16 protein-coding genes are annotated in these 19,071 nt (G+C 45.9%); 2 read left to right on the top strand and 14 right to left on the bottom strand.

Translation table 11 applies throughout. The annotated features are described in order from the left end of the window. Window positions 1–52: 52 nt before the first annotated feature. The 14 genes from HMPREF9441_RS12475 to HMPREF9441_RS12410 all read right to left on the bottom strand — a co-directional run bounded on the left by HMPREF9441_RS12475 (window position 53) and on the right by HMPREF9441_RS12410 (window position 16,890). Complete coding sequence (locus tag HMPREF9441_RS12475) at window positions 53–1,651, bottom strand: xylulokinase (protein WP_008621709.1); 1,599 nt, start codon at window positions 1,649–1,651, stop codon at window positions 53–55. Window positions 1,652–1,760: 109 nt separating this feature from the next. After that, entirely contained in the window at window positions 1,761–3,287 is a 1,527-nt protein-coding gene (gene araA / locus HMPREF9441_RS12470; RefSeq protein ID WP_008621708.1) for an L-arabinose isomerase, read from the bottom strand. 47 nt (window positions 3,288–3,334) lie between these two features. Continuing rightward, window positions 3,335–4,030, bottom strand: a complete 696-nt coding sequence (locus HMPREF9441_RS12465) for an L-ribulose-5-phosphate 4-epimerase (RefSeq protein WP_008621707.1) — start codon at window positions 4,028–4,030, stop codon at window positions 3,335–3,337. A 3-nt stretch (window positions 4,031–4,033) separates the two neighbouring features. Further along, window positions 4,034–4,711 carry an NUDIX hydrolase gene (locus HMPREF9441_RS12460; protein ID WP_008621706.1) on the bottom strand — a complete coding sequence of 226 codons (678 nt, stop codon included), beginning with the start codon at window positions 4,709–4,711 and terminating at the stop codon, window positions 4,034–4,036. 14 nt (window positions 4,712–4,725) lie between these two features. Then, window positions 4,726–6,471, bottom strand: a complete 1,746-nt coding sequence (locus tag HMPREF9441_RS12455) for a sodium:solute symporter (RefSeq protein WP_008621705.1) — start codon at window positions 6,469–6,471, stop codon at window positions 4,726–4,728. Window positions 6,472–6,508: 37 nt separating this feature from the next. After that, complete coding sequence (locus HMPREF9441_RS12450; protein ID WP_008621704.1) at window positions 6,509–7,657, bottom strand: aldose epimerase family protein; 1,149 nt, start codon at window positions 7,655–7,657, stop codon at window positions 6,509–6,511. Window positions 7,658–7,932: 275 nt separating this feature from the next. Then, window positions 7,933–9,093 (bottom strand): galactokinase, encoded by a 1,161-nt coding sequence (gene galK, locus HMPREF9441_RS12445; RefSeq protein ID WP_008621703.1) that lies wholly within the window; start codon window positions 9,091–9,093, stop codon window positions 7,933–7,935. 40 nt (window positions 9,094–9,133) lie between these two features. Continuing rightward, a complete protein-coding gene (gluP, locus tag HMPREF9441_RS12440) occupies window positions 9,134–10,363 on the bottom strand; it encodes a glucose/galactose MFS transporter (protein ID WP_008621702.1) in 1,230 nt (409 codons plus the stop codon). A 44-nt stretch (window positions 10,364–10,407) separates the two neighbouring features. Beyond that, complete coding sequence (locus HMPREF9441_RS12435; RefSeq protein WP_008621700.1) at window positions 10,408–11,487, bottom strand: aldose epimerase family protein; 1,080 nt, start codon at window positions 11,485–11,487, stop codon at window positions 10,408–10,410. Window positions 11,488–11,597: 110 nt separating this feature from the next. Continuing rightward, window positions 11,598–12,893 (bottom strand): bifunctional folylpolyglutamate synthase/dihydrofolate synthase, encoded by a 1,296-nt coding sequence (locus tag HMPREF9441_RS12430; protein WP_008621698.1) that lies wholly within the window; start codon window positions 12,891–12,893, stop codon window positions 11,598–11,600. 17 nt (window positions 12,894–12,910) lie between these two features. Next, window positions 12,911–14,056: a molecular chaperone DnaJ gene (dnaJ, locus tag HMPREF9441_RS12425; RefSeq protein ID WP_008621697.1), complete on the bottom strand. Its 1,146-nt coding sequence runs from the start codon at window positions 14,054–14,056 to the stop codon at window positions 12,911–12,913. A 13-nt stretch (window positions 14,057–14,069) separates the two neighbouring features. Then, window positions 14,070–14,654 (bottom strand): nucleotide exchange factor GrpE, encoded by a 585-nt coding sequence (locus HMPREF9441_RS12420; RefSeq protein ID WP_008621691.1) that lies wholly within the window; start codon window positions 14,652–14,654, stop codon window positions 14,070–14,072. 83 nt (window positions 14,655–14,737) lie between these two features. Next, entirely contained in the window at window positions 14,738–16,354 is a 1,617-nt protein-coding gene (locus HMPREF9441_RS12415) for an ABC-F family ATP-binding cassette domain-containing protein (protein ID WP_008621689.1), read from the bottom strand. A 53-nt stretch (window positions 16,355–16,407) separates the two neighbouring features. Further along, on the bottom strand, window positions 16,408–16,890 hold the full coding sequence (locus HMPREF9441_RS12410; RefSeq protein ID WP_008621687.1) for a cytidine deaminase: 483 nt from the start codon (window positions 16,888–16,890) through the stop codon (window positions 16,408–16,410). Window positions 16,891–16,998: 108 nt separating this feature from the next. On the opposite strand from HMPREF9441_RS12410, the gene HMPREF9441_RS12405 reads away from it, so the two are divergent. Both HMPREF9441_RS12405 and HMPREF9441_RS12400 read left to right on the top strand, forming a co-directional pair. Further along, window positions 16,999–17,919, top strand: coding sequence for a glucosaminidase domain-containing protein (locus tag HMPREF9441_RS12405; RefSeq protein ID WP_008621686.1), 921 nt, complete (start codon window positions 16,999–17,001; stop codon window positions 17,917–17,919). 14 nt (window positions 17,920–17,933) lie between these two features. Beyond that, window positions 17,934–18,659 carry a hypothetical protein gene (locus HMPREF9441_RS12400; RefSeq protein WP_008621684.1) on the top strand — a complete coding sequence of 242 codons (726 nt, stop codon included), beginning with the start codon at window positions 17,934–17,936 and terminating at the stop codon, window positions 18,657–18,659. Window positions 18,660–19,071 lie beyond the last annotated feature (412 nt).

Raw genomic sequence — 19,071 nt, 5'->3', positions numbered from 1 at the left:
GCCTGTCTTTTGTATTTTATAAGGACAAAGATAATGGTTTTCTTCCGAATATTTATCTTTTGAACCGAACGGCTGCTTCTTCAATGGGCAGTCCGGCCTTATAGTTTTCAATATATTTGTTGAAGCCTTCCACGTCCTCTGCTGTGGGTGAAACCTCTACGCCTGCATCACCGGCAAAGACATGTTCATCCAAGAAGTCAGCCAGTGATTGTTTCTTTTCGTTGTTTACAAGGTAGGAACCCAATAGGGCGATACCCCATGCACCGCCTTCTCCGGCTGTTTCCATGACAGATATCGGAGAATTTATGGCTGCTGCCAAAACCCGTTGGCCTACTCCCTTGGTGCGGAACAAGCCCCCGTGGCCGGTAATCCGGTCCACTCTGATTTTTTCCTCGTTGAAGAGGATATCATTTCCTATTTTAAGAACACCGACAGAAGCATACAAATGGGCTCTCATGAAGTTGGCCAGATTGAATTTGTCATTGGCTGAACGCACGAACAAAGGTCTGCCTTCGGCAAGTCCCGTGACGGGTTCTCCGGAGAAATAATTGTATGATACGAGTCCTCCGCAATCCGCGTGACCTGTAAGTGCGTGGTTGTAAAGCTTGCCGTATATGTCGTCCATATCGACGGGCTGGCCCTGAAGTTCTTGGAACTCCTTGAAAAGGTTGACCCATGCGTTGAGGTCGGAAGTACAGTTGTTACAGTGTACCATGGCGACGAGGCTTCCGTCCGGCGTGGTGACCATGTCTATCATCTCGTAAGGTTTGGACAGTTCCTTTTCCAATACGATCATGGAGAACGAAGAAGTTCCGGCCGAAACATTTCCGGTACGTTGTTTGACGGCATTAGTGGCCACCATACCGGTTCCCGCGTCGCCCTCTGGGGGACAAAGCGGTATGCCTGCTTTCAAATTGCCGGATACGTCCAGTCTTTTGACCCCTTCAGGAGTAAGGCAGCCTGCATTTTCTCCGGCATTCAATACTTTGGGGAGAATGTCTTCCAGTTTCCATGAATATCCTTTGGGGGCAACCAGCTTGTCGAATTTAGCTACCATTTCAGCCGAATAGTTCTTGGTGGCTGGGTCGATGGGAAGCATGCCGGATGCATCGCCAATACCCAATACCTTTTCACCCGTAAGTTGCCAGTGTACGTAACCTGCAAGTGTAGTCAGGAAATCTATCTCGTTGACATGTTTTTCGTTGTTCAGTATGGCCTGATATAAATGAGAGATGCTCCATCTGAGAGGGATGTTGTAGACAAAAAGCTCGGATAGAGCTGCAGCGGCTTGCCCGGTGTTGGTGTTTCTCCATGTACGGAAAGGAACCAGAATCTCTTCATTCTTATCAAATGCCATGTAGCCGTGCATCATAGCGCTGACGCCAATGGCTGCCAAGGTCTCTATCTCTGTGTCATATTGCTTTTTTACATTGGCACGGAGATCGGCATAACAATCTTGCAGTCCATACCATATTTCTTCTATACTGTATGTCCAAAGGCCATCTACCAACTGGTTTTCCCAAGTATGACTTCCTTGGGCGATAGGGTGGTTCTCAGGGTCGATCAGGACCGCCTTGATTCGTGTAGAACCGAATTCTATACCCAGGATAGCTTTTCCGGTTTCGATGGTTGACTTAGCATCTGTTTTCATATTTAACCCTATAAATTAAAGTATAACAATAATAAATGAATAAATTAAAAGTGCTGCAAACGATTGCTCGCCGAGCACTTTTAATTTTAAATCCTTTGCTGGTATGCTATTAGCAAAGTGCTTTGTTCAGCATATAATACACTTCGTTCATGCGGAGCTCCTTCTTGAACTCGCTGATGGTGGTGTCTTTGTTGATGTGTACCATTTCGATACCGGAGATTTCGGCGTAGTCCTCCCAATATTCGGCTGTCAAGTCGTATGAGAAGCAAGAATGGTGTGTACCACCGGCCAAAATCCAAGCACCTGCGCCGATTTCGAAGTTCGGCATGGGTTTCCACAATGCGGAAGCTACAGGGAGCTTGGGCAGAGGTTTCGGTTCGATGCATTCTACATCGTTTACAATGAGGCGGAAACGGTTGCCCAAATCCACTACGGTAGCAGTACATCCTGTACCTACCTTAGACGTGAAGACCAAGCGGGCTGTCTGGCTCTTGCGAATACCAATGCCGAGGAAGTGTACTTCCAAACGAGGCTTTTGAGCTGCAATGAGCGGACAAACCTCCAACATGTGAGCTTGCAGGATAGAACTGTTCTCTCCATTGAAATTCAACGTGTAGTCCTCCAAGAATGAGCAACCTGTAGGCAAACCTTGGTTCATTACCCATACCGTACGGTAGAGAGCGGCAGATTTCCAGTCGCCTTCGGCTCCGAAACCATAACCATCGGCCATCAAACGTTGTGAAGCCAAGCCGGGAATCTGGTCGAAATGACTGCCGTCTGTTTGTCCCAAGTCATCGAAGTTTGTTGTAAAGCCTTTGGCTCCTTTGGCTTTCAAGATGGCTCGCAGGGCGAGTTCAGCCTTGGCTGAGTTCCACACCTTTTGATAAGCTTCTGTGGTCTTGTCTTCCAATGCGGCATCGTGGTCATATTCATTAAAATAGGTTTTCACTAAAGCTTCTACATCGGCATCTTTTACTTCCGCATGATATTGCATCAGTTCGCTAACCGGACAGTAGTCTACATGATAGCCCATACGCTGTTCTGCTTCGACTTTATCCCCATCTGTTACGGCTACATTGTTCATCTGATCGCCGAAACGGATAATCAACATGTCTTGTGCATCAGCCCATGCGGCACAAACACGCATCCATACGGCAATCTTGTGCTGGGTGTCCTCATCTTGCCAATAACCTACAACTACTTTACGGCGGATACGCATACGGGTACAGATGTGTCCGAATTCGCGGTCGCCGTGAGCAGATTGGTTCAAGTTCATAAAGTCCATATCCATGGTATCCCAAGGTATCTCTTTGTTGAACTGAGTGTGGAGGTGGAGCAGCGGCTTTTTCAGTTGTTGCAAACCGTGTATCCACATTTTAGCCGGTGAGAACGTGTGCATCCACGTGATTACGCCAATGCACTTTTCGTCATTGTTGGCCGCTTTAAATACGGCTTCCACTTCTTTGGACGAATTGGCCGTTCCTTTATATACTACTTTAACGGGGAGTTTGCCGGAGGCATTCAAACCGTTAACCATTTGAGTGGAGTGACCGTCGACTGCTACTACTGCGTCACCACCGTACAGAAGCTGTGCTCCCGTAACAAACCATACTTCATATTGATCAAATGCGTTCATGATAAAAATTTTAAATTGTTAAAGATTTGTTAGTTAATATACTTTGTTTATTTCTTTTTCTGTCCGTAGTAAGCGTTCGGTCCGTGTTTACGGTTATAATGCTTCTCGATGAGCAGCGGATTCATTGTGGTTTCGGGGTTTACCATAAAGGACACGAAAGCCATTTTGGCACACTGCTCCATCACTTTGGCATTGTAAACGGCATTGGCAGGACTCGTACCCCAACTGAACGGACCGTGATTCTTAACCAATACGCCCGGTGTGTGGTCGGGGTTAATCCCTTCAAACCGTTTAACGATAACATTGCCGGTTTCCAACTCGTATTGTCCTTCTACTTCTGCCTTTGTCATGTCGGAGGTGCAGGGGATAGCTTCGTGGAAATAATCGGCGTGTGTCGTCCCGATATTGGGGATGTCTTTGCCGGCCTGAGCCCATGCGGTAGCATAAGTGGAGTGGGTGTGGACTACTCCTTGAATGTTCGGGAAAGCTTTGTAGAGGACAAGATGTGTCGGTGTGTCGGATGAAGGATTCAATTCTCCTTCTACCACTTTACCGCTTTCCAAATCTACCACAACCATATCCGAGGCTTTCATCGTATCATAGTCCACGCCGCTCGGTTTGATGACTACGAGTCCCTTTTCACGATCTATGCCTGATACATTACCCCATGTGAAGATAACCAAACCTTGTTTCACTAAATCAAGATTGGCTTGATATACCTTTTTTTTGAGTTCTTCTAACATAGTTCATAATTTAAATTTAGGGGCTTTACGGTAAGCGTTTTCGTTGAACTTATATAAAGCGGCTCCCCGTTTTGACCCTGTTTTATCAATCTTATCTGTTTTTTCGATATAGTTCAAGTCTGCAACCCGTTTGCGGAAATTCCGTTTATCTAAAGGTTCTCCGTAAATGGCTTCGTACAAGCTTTGTAGTTGGAACAGAGTGAACAGGCTTGGCAAAAGGTTGAAACCGATGGGTTCGGAAGAGGCTTTCTTTTGCAACATAATTCGGGCTTGTTTTACCATTTGGGGATGGTCGAAAACAAGTGGTGGAATTTCGTTGATTTCCGCCCAATGCGCATTATGTTGCTGTACCAGATTCCGGTCATATTCATTGATGTTGATTAATGCATAATATGCCACGGATATTACTCTCTCCCCCGGGTCACGGTCTACTTCTCCGAAAGTTCCGACCTGTTCCATATATACGTTTTCGAGGCCGGTCAGTTCCGCCAAAACTCTTTTGGCTGCATCGTCTACGCTTTCACCGTCTTGTACGAATCCACCCATTAAGGACCAACTTCCCTTTGCCGGTTCGAAATTCCGCTTGAGCAAGAGCAGTTTTAAACTGCCCTTGTCAAAGCCGAATATGATGCAATCTACGGAAACGTAGAATCGAGGGTTTATATTATAATAGGTGGTCATTATCTATGTTTGTATTACCAGAAATAAGCATAGAATAAAGCACAGAGAACGATGACTCCCAAAGAAGCTATAACATCCCATACGTTCCAACTTTCACGGATGGTCTTCTTGTAATCGCCTGTAAAGGTGATAGCAGCAATCTGTTCAGCAGATGGTTTCGCTGTGAACATTGATACAATGTACATCAGGATGATGATGAATACGAGCAACCAAACCTCGAAGATGAGCCAATTGGTTTGCCAGAACCAACTGGTGTATTCCCAAAATGCACCATCCATAACCGCCTTACCGGAGTCGGTAATGACGTTGGTGAGCAAACGTACCATCCCGATTAAAAAACCGCCAATCAGTCCCCATTCACCAGCCTTCGGGGTAATTCTCTTGGAGAATATACCAAGAGTGAAGACGGCTACCATGGCTGGAGCGATCAAGGATTGGATATCTTGAAGGTATGAGTATAAGTTACCCATGTTCATCATGATGGGCATCCATGCCAATCCGAGAAGTACGACTACTACAGTAGCTATACGCCCTATCAATACGTAGTGGCTTTCACTCATGCCCTTTTTCATGGGCTTATAGAAATCCTCTGTAAACAAGGTGGCACAGCTGTTGAAGAATGCAGCTAAAGAAGCTACGAGTGCACAGATAAAACCGATAGTCACAATACCTTTAATACCAGCCGGGAGAATGTTCTTTACCATCATGGCAAAAGCTCCGTCGGTGTCATGGGTATTAGTGATATCCATGACAATGCCACTACCGGCTTTTTGAGAAAGTGCAAAAGCTACCATACCGGGAATGAGGAACATGAAAACCGGAAGGAGTTTGAAATAACCGGCTGCGATTGTACCACGGCGCGCGCGTGCCATAACTTTACCGTTATCTTCACCTTTGGTTTGTCCGAGTACGCGTTGTACAATATGTTGGTCTGTACACCAATACCAGAAACCGATGATTGATGCGCCTAGGAAGACCACATAACCAGGGAATTGCGGATACATGGGATCGGCGGGATCTGTGTGGAACATGTGAGTCGTTCCGAAACCATCGTGGGCGGCATTGCAGACTGCCATCATTTGTGACCAACCTTCAGTGATACTGCCATCACCTAACATGTTCAAACCAAGGAATAACACAAGGAATGAGCCTATGATAAGAATAGGAGTTTGGATAGCAGACAAAGTCATCACTCCTTTCATACCGCCGAATACCGTGAATATTGCCGTAATGACAATAAGGCCAATGGCACCATACCAGAACGGAAGTCCAAGGAGATATTCGAAAAAAATACCACCGGTAAAAGCTGTAACGGAAACTTTAGTCAGTACGTAAGCAATCAATGTAATGATGGACAACCATGAACCAGTACGCTGAGTGTAGCGGAACTTCAGAAAATCTGGCATGGTAATGATTTTTCCCATTTTATTGTTCAACAGTTGGTAGAAAGGGACAAACAACCATCCCAATATCAGAATCATCCAACCCTGCATCTCCCAATGAGCCATGCCTACACCGTCTTTAGCTCCTGTGCCAGCCAAACCAACAAGATGCTCGGAACCGATGTTCGCTGCAAAAATAGCCGCACCAATAATGTACCAAGGTTCTCCCTTTCCGAAAAGATAGTCTTGGCTATCGGCTCCTTGCATTTTCTCTTTGTCTTTTTTAATGGAACGGTATACTGCCCATACAATCGCTATGACTCCGGTGGCGAGAACTAACCAATCGAGCCATATAAATTCACTTGAATTCCAATTCATGTCTTTGTTTTTGTTTGATGATATTAGTTAATGATAATTATTTCTCCACTGTGAATTTGAAAATACATTCGCTGTGATAAGTCTGTCCCGGCTCCAATATTACCGAAGGCCATTCCGGTTTATTCGGACTATCGGGGTAGTGCTGGGTTTCGAGGCAAACGGAAGCACGCTGGTTGTATACGATTCCTTTCTTTCCACTTAATGTACCATCCAAGAAGTTTCCGCTGTAGACTTGAATGCCGGGTTCATTTGTATAAACTTCCAATGAGATTCCACTTGTAGGCGAAGTAAGCTTAGCTGCCAATTGGTTGATATCTCCTTGGGTGTTCAATACCCAATTATGGTCATAACCGTTGCCGTTTTTCAGTTGGATAAAATCAAATTTGTCTATATCCTGTCCTACGGCTTTCGGAGTAGTAAAATCCATTGGAGTTTCTTTTACCGTAACGATTTCGCCCGTAGTCATATATGTACTGTCTACAGGAGTATAGTTGTCCGCATTGATATATAAAATATGATCGGTAGCTGGTTGAGACGGATTGCCTGATAAGTTGAAATAAGAATGGTTGGTCATATTGATGACGGTCTTCTTATCTGTGGTTGCATCGTACTTTATGTCCAAGGCATTATCACCGCTTAGGGTATAGGTCACCGTTGCAGTTACAGCTCCTGGGAAGTTTTGGTCTCCGTCAGGAGAATACATCGTCATAGTCAGTGTCGTATCGTTCAACTGTTTTCCCTCATACACTTGATATTGCCATCCTTGGGGCCCTCCATGCAGACAATGGCCAAAATTATTGGTGGGCAATTGAACAGAATCCCCGTCAATAACAATTTTGCCTTTGTTTATTCGGTTGGCATAGCGACCTATTGCGGCTCCGAAATCACTGGGTTTGTTAATGTAATCGGCTATACTGTCGAAACCTAACACGACATCGCGTAAGGAATCATTTTTGTCTGGTACCATAATAGATACGATTCGTCCGCCAAAGTTTGTGACACAAACTTCCATTCCATTGGAATTTTTAAGAGTGTACAAGCTTGTCGGTTTGCCTTTTACATCAGCTACGAAGTTCTGCGGATCAAGTCCTGAAACGGTTAAATTACTTTGAGGTTGTTGGCTGCATGAAGCCAAAAGAACTGTGATAAGTCCTACACCTAAGATTGTATTTCTTTCTTTTTTCATGGTGAATGAATTAAAAGATTTAAATTGAATGTAAAGTTACGACTTTATCTCGTATTTCTATTGCAAATATATATGTTTTTGGGCATAAGGTGTATGCCTTACACTTCTTTTTATTCTTTTTCTATGTTATAGTTTATTAAAAACCGTACAGTCATAGAAAACTATGGTGGATAGGACATCGTTTTATTCAGTTGTGGGTTACGTTAATAAAAAGGGAATCATTACATTGTAATGATTCCCTTTTTCTACATAAATAAGATGCTAAGATTTTGTTTTTAGCAGAGTTTTCTGGAACCGTCTCCTATGACTACATCTATAATGACCGGTTCTTTACCGAATTTTTCTTTAAATTTCGATTTGACTACTTTTACGAAGTTGTCATAAAGTTCATCACTTACAAGATTGATGGTGCAACCTCCGAAACCTCCTCCCATAATACGAGAACCGGTTACGCCTTCTTCTTTTGCTATATCATTCAGGAAGTCCAATTCAGGGCAAGAAACTTCGTATTCTTTGCTTAGACCGTAATGAGTTTCGTACATTTTCTGTCCTACGGTTTCATAGTCACCTTTCTCTAAGGCATCACAGACAGCCAAGACACGTTCTTTTTCGCCAATAACATATTTAGCTCGCATGAAATCCTCTGCCGATACTTCGTTCTTCACTTCATCCAACATAGCATAGTCTGCATCACGTAAGCTCTTCACTTCAGGATGGTGCTTGTTGATGACTGCGGCTACGTTTTCGCAACTTCTGCGGCGGTCATTGTAGGGAGAACCTACGAGTTCGTGCTTTACACAAGAGTTTACTAATACCAATTTATAACCCTTCGGATCGAACGGGAAATATTCGAATTCACCGCTGCGGCAGTCCAAACGCATCAGGCTGCCTGCTTTACCGTGAACAGAAGCGAATTGGTCCATAATACCGCAATTGCATCCCAAATATTTATGTTCTGTAGCTTGTCCGACTTTAGCCAATGTCATTTTGTCTATTTTGTTTTCGCCGAACATATCGTTGAGTGCAAAAGCATATACGCTTTCCAGTGCTGCAGAAGAAGACATTCCTGCTCCGAGAGGAACATCGCCTGCAAATGCTGTATTAAAGCCTTCTACGGGAATACCCAATGCCATCATTTCCCGACATACGCCGAAAATGTAGCGGGCCCAACTTGCTTTCGGTCCTTTTTCATCGTCTAAAGAAAACTCTACGTAATCTTTCAAATCGATAGAGTAGGCACGTACGTTTCTTGTTCCATTTACTTTTATTTCAGCAATCATGCCTTGTTGAACAGCACCGGGGAATACAAATCCGTCATTATAATCAGTGTGTTCACCGATGAGGTTGATACGACCCGGAGAAGCATATACAGAACCGGTTGTTCCATCAAAGTGTTCAATGAAACGGCTTCTTACATCATCTATTGTCAATTTCATAATCCATTTATTTTATGAGGTTAATAAAAAGAGATTTTTCTTATCCTTTAAGTCCTACTTTAGAACCTTTCCAGCAGAACCAAATGACATACAGGTAGTAAATGAACATCATGCAGATAGCCATGCCTACACCTGTATGGTCTACTACGACACCCATCAACAAAGGCAGTGTGGCCGCACCGATTACACCCATGTTAATGATACCACTGGCAGCTTTTGTATGCGGACCCAATTCCTGCAAACCGAGGTTGAAGATAAGCGGCCACATCACGGAGTGGAACAAACCGGCCGCCAACATGGCGTATACGGCTGCCATCCCCGGCAGAACGAATGAAATGCCGACGCATGCCGCACCTCCGAGAAGGCAAACCGTCAACAAATGGCGTGGTTGGTATTTGCTTAACACACCGGCACCGATGAAACGTCCAACCATCATACCGCCCCAATACAACGGCAGGAAGTCTTCGGCTTTGCCGCCCAAATCAGGCTTGCTGTCGAAATAAGCAGACAACATGGACGGGATACCGATTTCCAGTCCCATATACATAAAGATGGCGAAAGCACCGAACCATACGTGGGGGTATTTGAACACGCTCGATTTGTATTCTCGTGTGTCACCATTGTCGGCAGCTTGCTCTTCTTCTTTGATTTCCGGTAATTTCAGAATATAGAGAATTATGCAGAGAACGAATGCTAAAATACCTAATCCTAAGAAAGGTACGGTCACATCGTTTCCGCTTAACTGGTCTTCGGGTTTACCGGCAATGATAAAGTAAGTGATGAACATCGGAGCCAACGTCGTAGCCACGGAATTCAACGCTTGGCTTAACGTCATGCGGAACGCGCCTTTTTCCGGAGCTCCCAACACCATCACATAAGGATTGGCAACGAGTTGTAACATTACAACTCCTAACGCGACACAACACATGCTGGCTAAGAAGATATTGTAAATGGTGGTTTGGGCAGCATCCAAATTCGTGGAGATACCGAAGTAATTGATGACGAAACCTAAACCTGATACGGCCAAGCCGAGCACTAATGTCATCTTATAGCCAATCTTGTTCATCATGAGTGCAAACGGGATAGACAATGCGTAAGCCCCATAGAATGCCGAGTTGACAAGCTGTCCTTGAGCTTCTGTCAAGTTGAATACCGTTTTGCAGAATCCAATCATAGAGTTGTTCATTGTCGTTATGAAACCGATAAGGAAGCAAACGATAATGACCACTGTGAGAGCGAACGTGTAGTTCGGTTGTGTTTTTTGAGTCATTTGATGATTTGTTTTTTAGATTTGTTTTTCTATTATTGTTTCACTTATTTTTCAACACCGAATTTATAGATGGTTTTTTGGGTATATGTTTCTCCCGCTTTCAGCACGACCGACGGGAAATACGGCCGGTTGGGAGAGTCGGGGAAATGCTGGGCTTCGAAGCAGATTGCGCTTCGACGCGGGAATGTTGCGCCTAACTGTCCCTTGTATCCGTCGGCCCAATTATCCGTATATACTTGAACTCCAGGTTCGGTGGTATAAACTTCCATTGTACGACCGGAAACAGGTTCGTATATTTTAGCTGCAAAACTCAGTTCGCCTACTTCTCTCTTATTGAGTACGAAGCAATGGTCGTAGCCGGCTCCATTCCGCGTCTGTTCGTCATCGGCATCTATGCGTTCGCCGATTTCATGCGAGGTTGTGAAATCAAAAGGAGTACCTTTTACAGGTTTGATTTCTCCTGTAGGAATAGAGGTGTTATCAATAGGAATGAAGTAATCGGCATTAATCTGACATTGCAGTTTTTCAATAGTAGGAGTAGGGTTGGCAATACCGGCCAGACTGAAGAAACCGTGATTGGTCATATTGACGATGGTGGTTTTGTCGGTGGTTCCCTTGTATTCGATTACCAATTCATTGTCGTCGGTAAACGAATAAACGACATTCATGTCCAATTTTCCGGGGAAACCTTCTTCGCCGTCTGCGAAGACGTAATGTAGGCGCAATGTCCGTTCGTCCGTTTGCTCTGCGTCCCACACGCGGGCATGACATCCGGTGGGGCCACCATGAAGACTATTCGGACCATTGTTGATCGTCAATGAATACTCTTTTCCTTCTAACGTAAATTTACCTTTACAGATACGATTACCGTAACGGCCTATCAGAGTACTGAGGAATGGCTCCGGACTACTGATGACCTCCTGAATGTTGTCGTGTCCTTGAATGACATTTGCCATTTTTCCGTCACGGTCAGGAACCATAATGGCAACCAGTGCTCCTCCGTAATTTGTAATGGCAACTTCACAACCCTTATTGTTTCTCAGAATAAACAAATCTGTTTGTTTGCCCTGAACTTCTGCTTGAAAATCTTCTCTTTTAAGACCACTAATATTTTTTAAACTCATCCGACTTATGATTTAAAGTTAAATTATCGTTATGCAAAATAAGAAAAAAACTTTCTTATTGCAAAAGATTTCGGGGAAAAAGATGATGCAGAAATGAGAAGATTTGCAGATTATGCTTGTTCCGGGTGATAAAAGGCTAAAAAGTCGGCCACAATGAACGTGCTACCTCCTACGAAAATCAGATCCTTTTCCGTAGAAGATTGCCGTGCCGCCTGAAAGGCAGACCTTACGTCGGGCCAGGAAGTTCCTCTTAATCCGGCTTCTTTAGCAAGTGTTTGAAGAGTGTGTTCGTCAAGCGCCCGTTTGACGTTTGCTTTCGTGAAATAATAGGTCGCGCATTGGGGAAGCTGTCGTAGAACGGAATGAATGTCTTTGTCATTTACCATACCTATTACAATGTGGAGCTTATCGGCCTGGATACCTCTCAGTTGGTCGGCAATATAACTTATCCCTCCTGTGTTATGTCCTGTGTCGCAGATTATGGTGGGGGACATTCCGACTTGTTGCCAACGGCCTCGTAGGCCGGTGAGTTTGCAAACTTGTCCGAAGCCGATTCGGATATGCTCTTGTGCGATAGTATAACCGGCTTTTCGAAGTTCGTCGATAGCCGTGAGTATGGTTGCCGTATTCTTTTCCTGGCAGAGCCCCCCCAGTTCGCCTGTAAAACTTCCGTAATGAAGAGTCTCGTAAACACGTGTATTGCCTTCCGAACGGGATGAGATGACTTCATGCTCTTCTTCTGCAAATCTTATTGGAGCATTCATCTCCAGTGATTTATCCTTGAAGACCTTTTTCGTTTCTTCGGTAGTCTCGCCGATGACCACTGGAACTCCGGGCTTGATGATTCCTGCTTTCTCTCCGGCAATTTTCGTAAGGGTGTCTCCCAGAAATTGCACGTGGTCAAAACTGATATTGGTAATGACGGACAAATCCGGAGTAATGATGTTGGTGCAGTCCAAGCGTCCTCCCATGCCTACTTCGATAACGGCCACATCCACTTCGGCCTTCGCAAAATATTTGAAAGCCAAAGCCGTGGTCAATTCAAAGAAAGAAGGGTGCAGAGGCTCGAAGAAAGAGCGTTCGTCTTCGACAAAAGAAACCACTTCGCATTCCGGTATCATTTTTCCGTTTACCCGTATGCGCTCCCTGAAATCGGTCAGGTGAGGTGACGTATAAAGGCCCACTTTGTAACCTGCGGTTTGAAGTATGGCTGCCAATGTATGGCTGCACGAGCCCTTGCCGTTAGTGCCCCCCACGTGGATGGTTTTGAATTTGCGGTGAGGATGACCAAAATGTTCATCCAACAGCAAAGTGTTGCTTAGTCCTTCTTTGTAAGCTGTTCCTCCTACATTTTGGAACATGGGCACACTGTCGAACAAGTATGTTGTGGCTTCTTTATACGTCATCTCCTTATTTATAGCTTTTATTCAAAATAGCTTTTGAACTTTCTGAATATCTTTTCCTTAATGGAAGGATTCGGAGCGAAGTTGTCACTCTTCTTCATCTCTTCCAACGCCTTCTTTTCGTCTTTGCTCAAAGTTTCCGGAATATACACACTGATATTTACGATAAGGTCTCCTGTGCCGTATCCGTAACCTTGTACGGCAGGCAGCCCCTTGCTTCTCAAGCGTACCACCTTGCCCGGTTGTGTGCCCGGTTCTATTTTGATTTTTACTTTTCCGTCGATGGTCGGGATTTCCGCATCGCCGCCCAATGCCGCTGTGGGGACATCCAAAAGTAAATTGTATATCAGATTATTGTCTTCCCGTAAGAGTTCCTTATGCGGTTCTTCTTCGATATAGACTTGAATGTCTCCCGGGACTCCGTTACGTCGGGCAGCATGGCCTTTTCCCGTGACGGTGACGACCATGCCGTCTCCTACGCCGGCGGGAATTTTCACTTCAATGACTTCTTCGCCGTTGACGACACCTTCCCCTCCGCATTCTTTGCACTTGTTCTTTATGATGGTTCCTTCTCCACCGCATGTGGGGCAAACAGCTTGCGTTTGCATCATGCCGAAAATACTCTGTTGGGTTTTTACGACGAAGCCGTTACCATGGCATGTCGGGCATGTCTCGGTAGCACCGCTGCCTTCAGCTCCGCTCCCGTGGCAATGCGGGCAGGCCACTTTCTTTTTGACCTTGAATTTCTTGGTTACTCCTGTGGCTATTTCCTGAAGCGTCATTCTCACTTTAAGGCGAAGGTCCCCTCCCCTGTATTGGGGTTTCCGGGCTCTGCCGCCTCCACCGAAGCCACCAAATCCGCCATGGCCTCCGAAAATGTCGCCAAACATAGAGAAAATATCATCCATGTTCATTCCGCCGCCTCCGAATCCGCCTGCACCATTTACGCCTTCCGGTCCGAACTGGTCGTAGCGGGCACGTTTTTGCGGGTCGCGGAGCACGTCGTATGCTTCTGCTGCTTCCTTGAATTTGGCTTCGGCTTCCTTGTCATCCGGATTGCGGTCGGGATGATATTTGATAGCCATTTTCTTATAAGCCTTTTTTATCTCGTCGTCCGAGGCGTTTTTTGAAACGCCTAACACTTCATAATAGTCACGTTTCGCCATATTTTATTGCGGTTTAAAGTCCTACGGCCACTTGAGAGTGGCGAATCACCTTTTCATTTAAAGTATAGCCTGTTTTGACGCAGTCGATAATTTTACCTTTCATTTCGTCCGAAGGAGCCGGCACTTGGGCAATAGCCTCATGCAAATCCGTATTGAAATCGGCATTTTCGGTCTCTATTTTCTTGACCCCCTGTTCGCCCAAGATTTTCACGAATTTCTGGAATATCAAGTCCACGCCTTCTTTTACGGCAGCCACGTCTTCCATCTTGTCCATATTCTTCAATGCACGTTCCATGTCGTCCAATATAGGAAGTATGGCTGTGATGGTTTTTTCCGCCCCGTTCAAAATCAATTCAGCCTTTTCTTTGATGGTACGTTTGCGGTAATTGTCAAATTCGGCAACCTGACGCAGGTATTTGTCTTGCAGTTCTGCCACTTTGGTTTCTGCAGCAGCCAATTTGTCTTCCACGGACATTTCCTTTGCCGGTTGTTCTTCAGCTTTGTCGCCTTCGTCTAGTTGTGAGGTCGCTACATTATCCAAGGTTTCTTCTTGTTGGGCTTTCAACTCTTCTTCGTTCATATCTTTATTTTTTTCCATGATGCAATATTTTAAAAGGGTATTTAGTCGCTAAATACCCTACAAATAGTTTGCCATTCGGCTTTTGTTTTCCAAAAATATTTTTAATCCCCGTACATTCTTGTTTTAAGTTCCTTGATGTGGTCGCTGGCAATGTACTCGTCGTATTCCATCATCTTGTCGATAATGCCGTTGGGAGTGAGTTCGATGATACGGTTGGCTACGGTTTCGATGAACTCGTGGTCATGGCTAGAGAACAAGATGTTGCCTTTGAACAGCTTCAGGTTGTTGTTGAAAGCCTGGATGCTTTCCAAATCCAGATGATTTGTCGGGGTGTCCAAAACGAGACAGTTGGCGTTTTTCAACTGCATGCGGGCTATCATACAACGCATCTTCTCTCCTCCCGAAAGCACGTTGACTTTCTTCATTACCTCTTCTCCCGAGAACAGCATTCTTCCGAGGAAGCTCTTGAAGTAAACTTCGTTACCTTCACCGAACTGGCTCAACCAATCCACAAGATTCAAATCGCTTTCGAAGAAACGGGTGTTGTCGAGAGGCAAATATGCCGTAGTAATGGTCACTCCCCATTTGTAGTCGCCTCCTTGTGCTTTACGGTTACCGTTGATGATTTCAAAAAAAGCCGTCATGGCACGCGGGTCGCGGCTCAGGAAAACGATTTTATCTCCTTTTTCTACGGTAAAGTTCACGTCGTTGAAAAGCACGGTCCCGTCGTCCGTTGTGGCACGTAATCCTTTCACCTCGAGGATTTGGTTGCCCGGCTCGCGCTCCATCTGAAAAATGATGCCCGGGTATTTGCGGGTAGAGGGGCGTATTTCCTCTACATTTAATTTTTCCAACATCTTTTTTCGGCTGGTGGTCTGCTTGCTTTTGGCTACGTTGGCAGAGAAGCGCCGGATGAATTCTTCCAATTCCCGCTTCTTTTCTTCGGCCTTGGCCTTTTGGTTTTGAGCTTGTCTCAGGGCCAACTGGCTGGATTCATACCAGAAACTGTAATTACCGGCGAACATCGTCACTTTGCCGAAATCAATATCCACCGTATGGGTACAGACGGCATCCAGGAAGTGACGGTCGTGGCTTACTACCAATACCGTGTGCTCGAAATCGGAAAGGTATGATTCGAGCCATTGCACCGTGTCGAGGTCGAGGTCGTTGGTCGGCTCGTCCAACAGCAGGTTGTCCGGTTCGCCGAAGAGGGCTTTTGCCAACATGATACGTACCTTTTCCTTACCGCTCAGCTCGCCCATCAGTGCGTAATGCTTGTCCTCTTTGATACCCAGGCCGCTCAACAAGGCTGCGGCGTCGCTTTCGGCATTGTATCCGCCCATTTCAGCGAACTTTTCTTCCAGTTCGGCCACTTTGATACCGTCTTCGTCCGAAAAGTCGGCTTTGGCATAAAGCGCATCGCGTTGCTGCATGATGTCCCACAATACGGTGTGTCCCATCAGCACGGTATTCAGCACGGTACAGTCGTCATATTGGAAGTGGTCCTGGCTCAGTACGGAGAGCCTTTCGCCCGGTCCCAGTTCCACACTGCCTTTGGTCGGTTCCAATTCGCCCGATATGGCTTTCAGCAACGTGGACTTCCCGGCTCCGTTAGCCCCGATGACACCGTAAATATTTCCATTGGTGAACTTCATGTTTACATCCTTGTACAGGACTCTTTTCCCGAACTGGATGGCAAGATTCGATACGCTAATCATACTTTAAATTATACCTTGAATTGAATATTTTCGGCAAAGGTACGAAAAATATTTTATTCGTTCATGGTTTCTCCGGTAAACTGCAAGGGGAGTAGGGCTTTGACCGAATCGACCACGTAGGTACCCTCTTCGCCGAACAGCAGGATGCGTACGGGATGTCCGTACCGTTCTTCCACTCCGAGAATGACTTGCCGGCAAGCTCCGCAAGGAGGGATGGGAGCTTTCAGGAAAGCCCCGTGGGCGTATGCGGCAATGGCCAGTTCTTCCACGCTTTTCTCCGGGTAGCGTGCGTTGGCATAGAAGAGTGCCGTGCGTTCTGCGCACAGGCTTGACGGGAAGGCGGCGTTTTCCTGGTTGCTTCCCGTTACAATCCTTCCGTCGGACAGCCGGGCGGCTGCGCCCACGCAGAATTTAGAGAAAGGTGCATAGCTCGTCTGTGTGGCCTCCTTGGCCTTGTCTATCAATTCGCGGTCTGCTTCCGATAATTCTTCATAGTCGTATATTCTGACTTTGCTGATAATTTCCTTCTCTTTCATAGGACTGTTTCCTTTTGGTTAATAATGCACAAATATATGTTTTTTTATTCACAACGAAGAAAAAAGAGGTAACTTTGTGTGTGAGAAATCCTTCATGATATTTGAGATATGCGATTGAAAACCGTTTTTCTATCCGTGTTGTTCGGCGTGACGAGCTTTTTGCTGCAGGCACAGGGTGTCAGCCAGCAATACCTTAATTATATAGAACGATACAAGGGAATGGCTATAGACCAGATGTTACGTTATAAGATTCCGGCCAGCATCACATTGGCACAAGGATTATTGGAAAGCGGAGCCGGGACAAGTACATTGGCGCGGAAAGCCAACAATCATTTCGGCATCAAATGCGGACGGGCCTGGAAGGGCCCCTACGTCTTACAGGACGATGACGAACGTAATGAAAAGTTCCGTAAATACAGGAGCGTGGAAGAGTCGTACGAAGACCATTCACGTTTTCTGCAACAAGCACGTTATTCTTCGTTGTTCGACCTTTCTCCGAAAGATTATAAAGGTTGGGCGCGTGGTTTGAAACGTTGTGGCTATGCTACGAATCCGCGTTACGCTTCCTTGCTGATAGATTTGATAGAACGGTACGACTTAGACCAATACGACAAGTACAAATCGTCGAAGTTGCATTTTGATTATAGCAGCATAGACCGTCAACTGAACAGTGAGTCGTTGCCGTCCCATCTGGTGTACCGCAATAATGAGAATTATTATATTATTGCACGCGCCGGGGATACGTTTGATTTGTTGGCGGAAGAAACCGGTGTGTCGGCACGCGACATCCGGAAGTTCAATGAATTGCCGAAAGGGTATCGAATCCAGGCCGGCGATGTATTGTATCTGGAACGGAAGCGGAAAAAGGCCGCCAAGAAATACAAGGATGTGCCTCACGTGGTGAAGGCCGGTGAGTCGATGTATAATATTGCGCAACGCTACGGGATACGTTTGGAGAGTCTGTATGATATGAATAATTTGCCGGCAGATTATGCCATTCAAGTAAATGACCGTTTGCGTGTACGTTAAAAAAGGAGGTCAGAATGAAACAGAAAGGTCTTTGTCGGGCTTTATTGCTCATTTTGTTTGCGACCTGCGCGGTTGCAGGACAGGCGCAGGAGGTCTTGCGCTCGGATTCGGTGAAGGGTGTGGATGCCGGAAAGGAGAGTCTGGAGATAAAGCCGTCTGCATCGGAGGTGACGCCGGAGAAGGTCGGCGCACGGTTGGTCTTATCGGACACATTGGTGGCCGATACGGCACAATGGGCTTTTCGCCCCTCTCTTCCTCCATTGTACCGGGACGGTACCGTGGCTTATTTCCCGGCAAGTTATTATGGTGGATATTGGGGCTTATGGGAACTGCATGAAGGTTTCAATGCCAGTCTGGACATGAGCGTGTCGGCCTCGTTCGGCAAGAACCGTTTTCCCGGGGTGGGATTCGGGACCGGAATCTCTGCCATGTACGTGCGTAGCCTCACCGACCGGTTGGTGCTGTCTGTGGGAGGCTTTTACGACCGCTTGTCTTGGAACGGCTTGAATGAGAACCGTTTCGGAATCAGTCTGTTGGCCGGTTACCAGTTGACCGACCGTGTGGGTTTGTACGCATACGGCAGCAAAGCTTTTTTCCCGATGCAAGGCCGTCAGCCGTGGATTCCTCCGATGCCGTGGATGAATAATTTCAGCAGTCGGTTTGGGGGAATGGTGCATTTCAAGGTCTCCGATGCCGTGTCGGTTTTGCTCAGTGTGGAAGAGACCAGTTGGAAACGTTGACGGGCAAAAGGCGATAGGAAGCCATAAGGCTTGGCGGTCGTACCTGTTGCCGACTCCCGAAAAACATACACATCCGTGCGGTTTCCGTCAAGGGGAGCGCACGGATGTTTTGTTTGGACAAAATATTGTTTGAATCCCGTCTTGAAGTATTAAAAAGAAAGCAAAAAGGATGTTTCTGTTACGCCTGCCTTTCACGAAAAGTCTTTGTTAAGGGGGCTTGACGGCGTTTTTGGATACATTTTTTATGTTTCGGGGCTTGTTTTTCACGTATCTAAAGCAAAATTAGGAAACACTTTCAGCCGAACGAGAAATCGTTCGGCTGAAAAAACATTTTTTTTCTCCGCATGTCGTGGGAGAGGCATCTGCATGTTGTCGGAAAGTTCCATGCTGATGGTGGCACGGCGGTCGGCAA

It is taken from the genome of Paraprevotella clara YIT 11840 (genome assembly GCF_000233955.1).
GTDB classification, from domain to species: domain Bacteria; phylum Bacteroidota; class Bacteroidia; order Bacteroidales; family Bacteroidaceae; genus Paraprevotella; species Paraprevotella clara.
The sequence above is the reverse complement of the archived record's forward strand: the minus strand, read 5'-3'. Positions and strand labels throughout refer to the sequence as shown.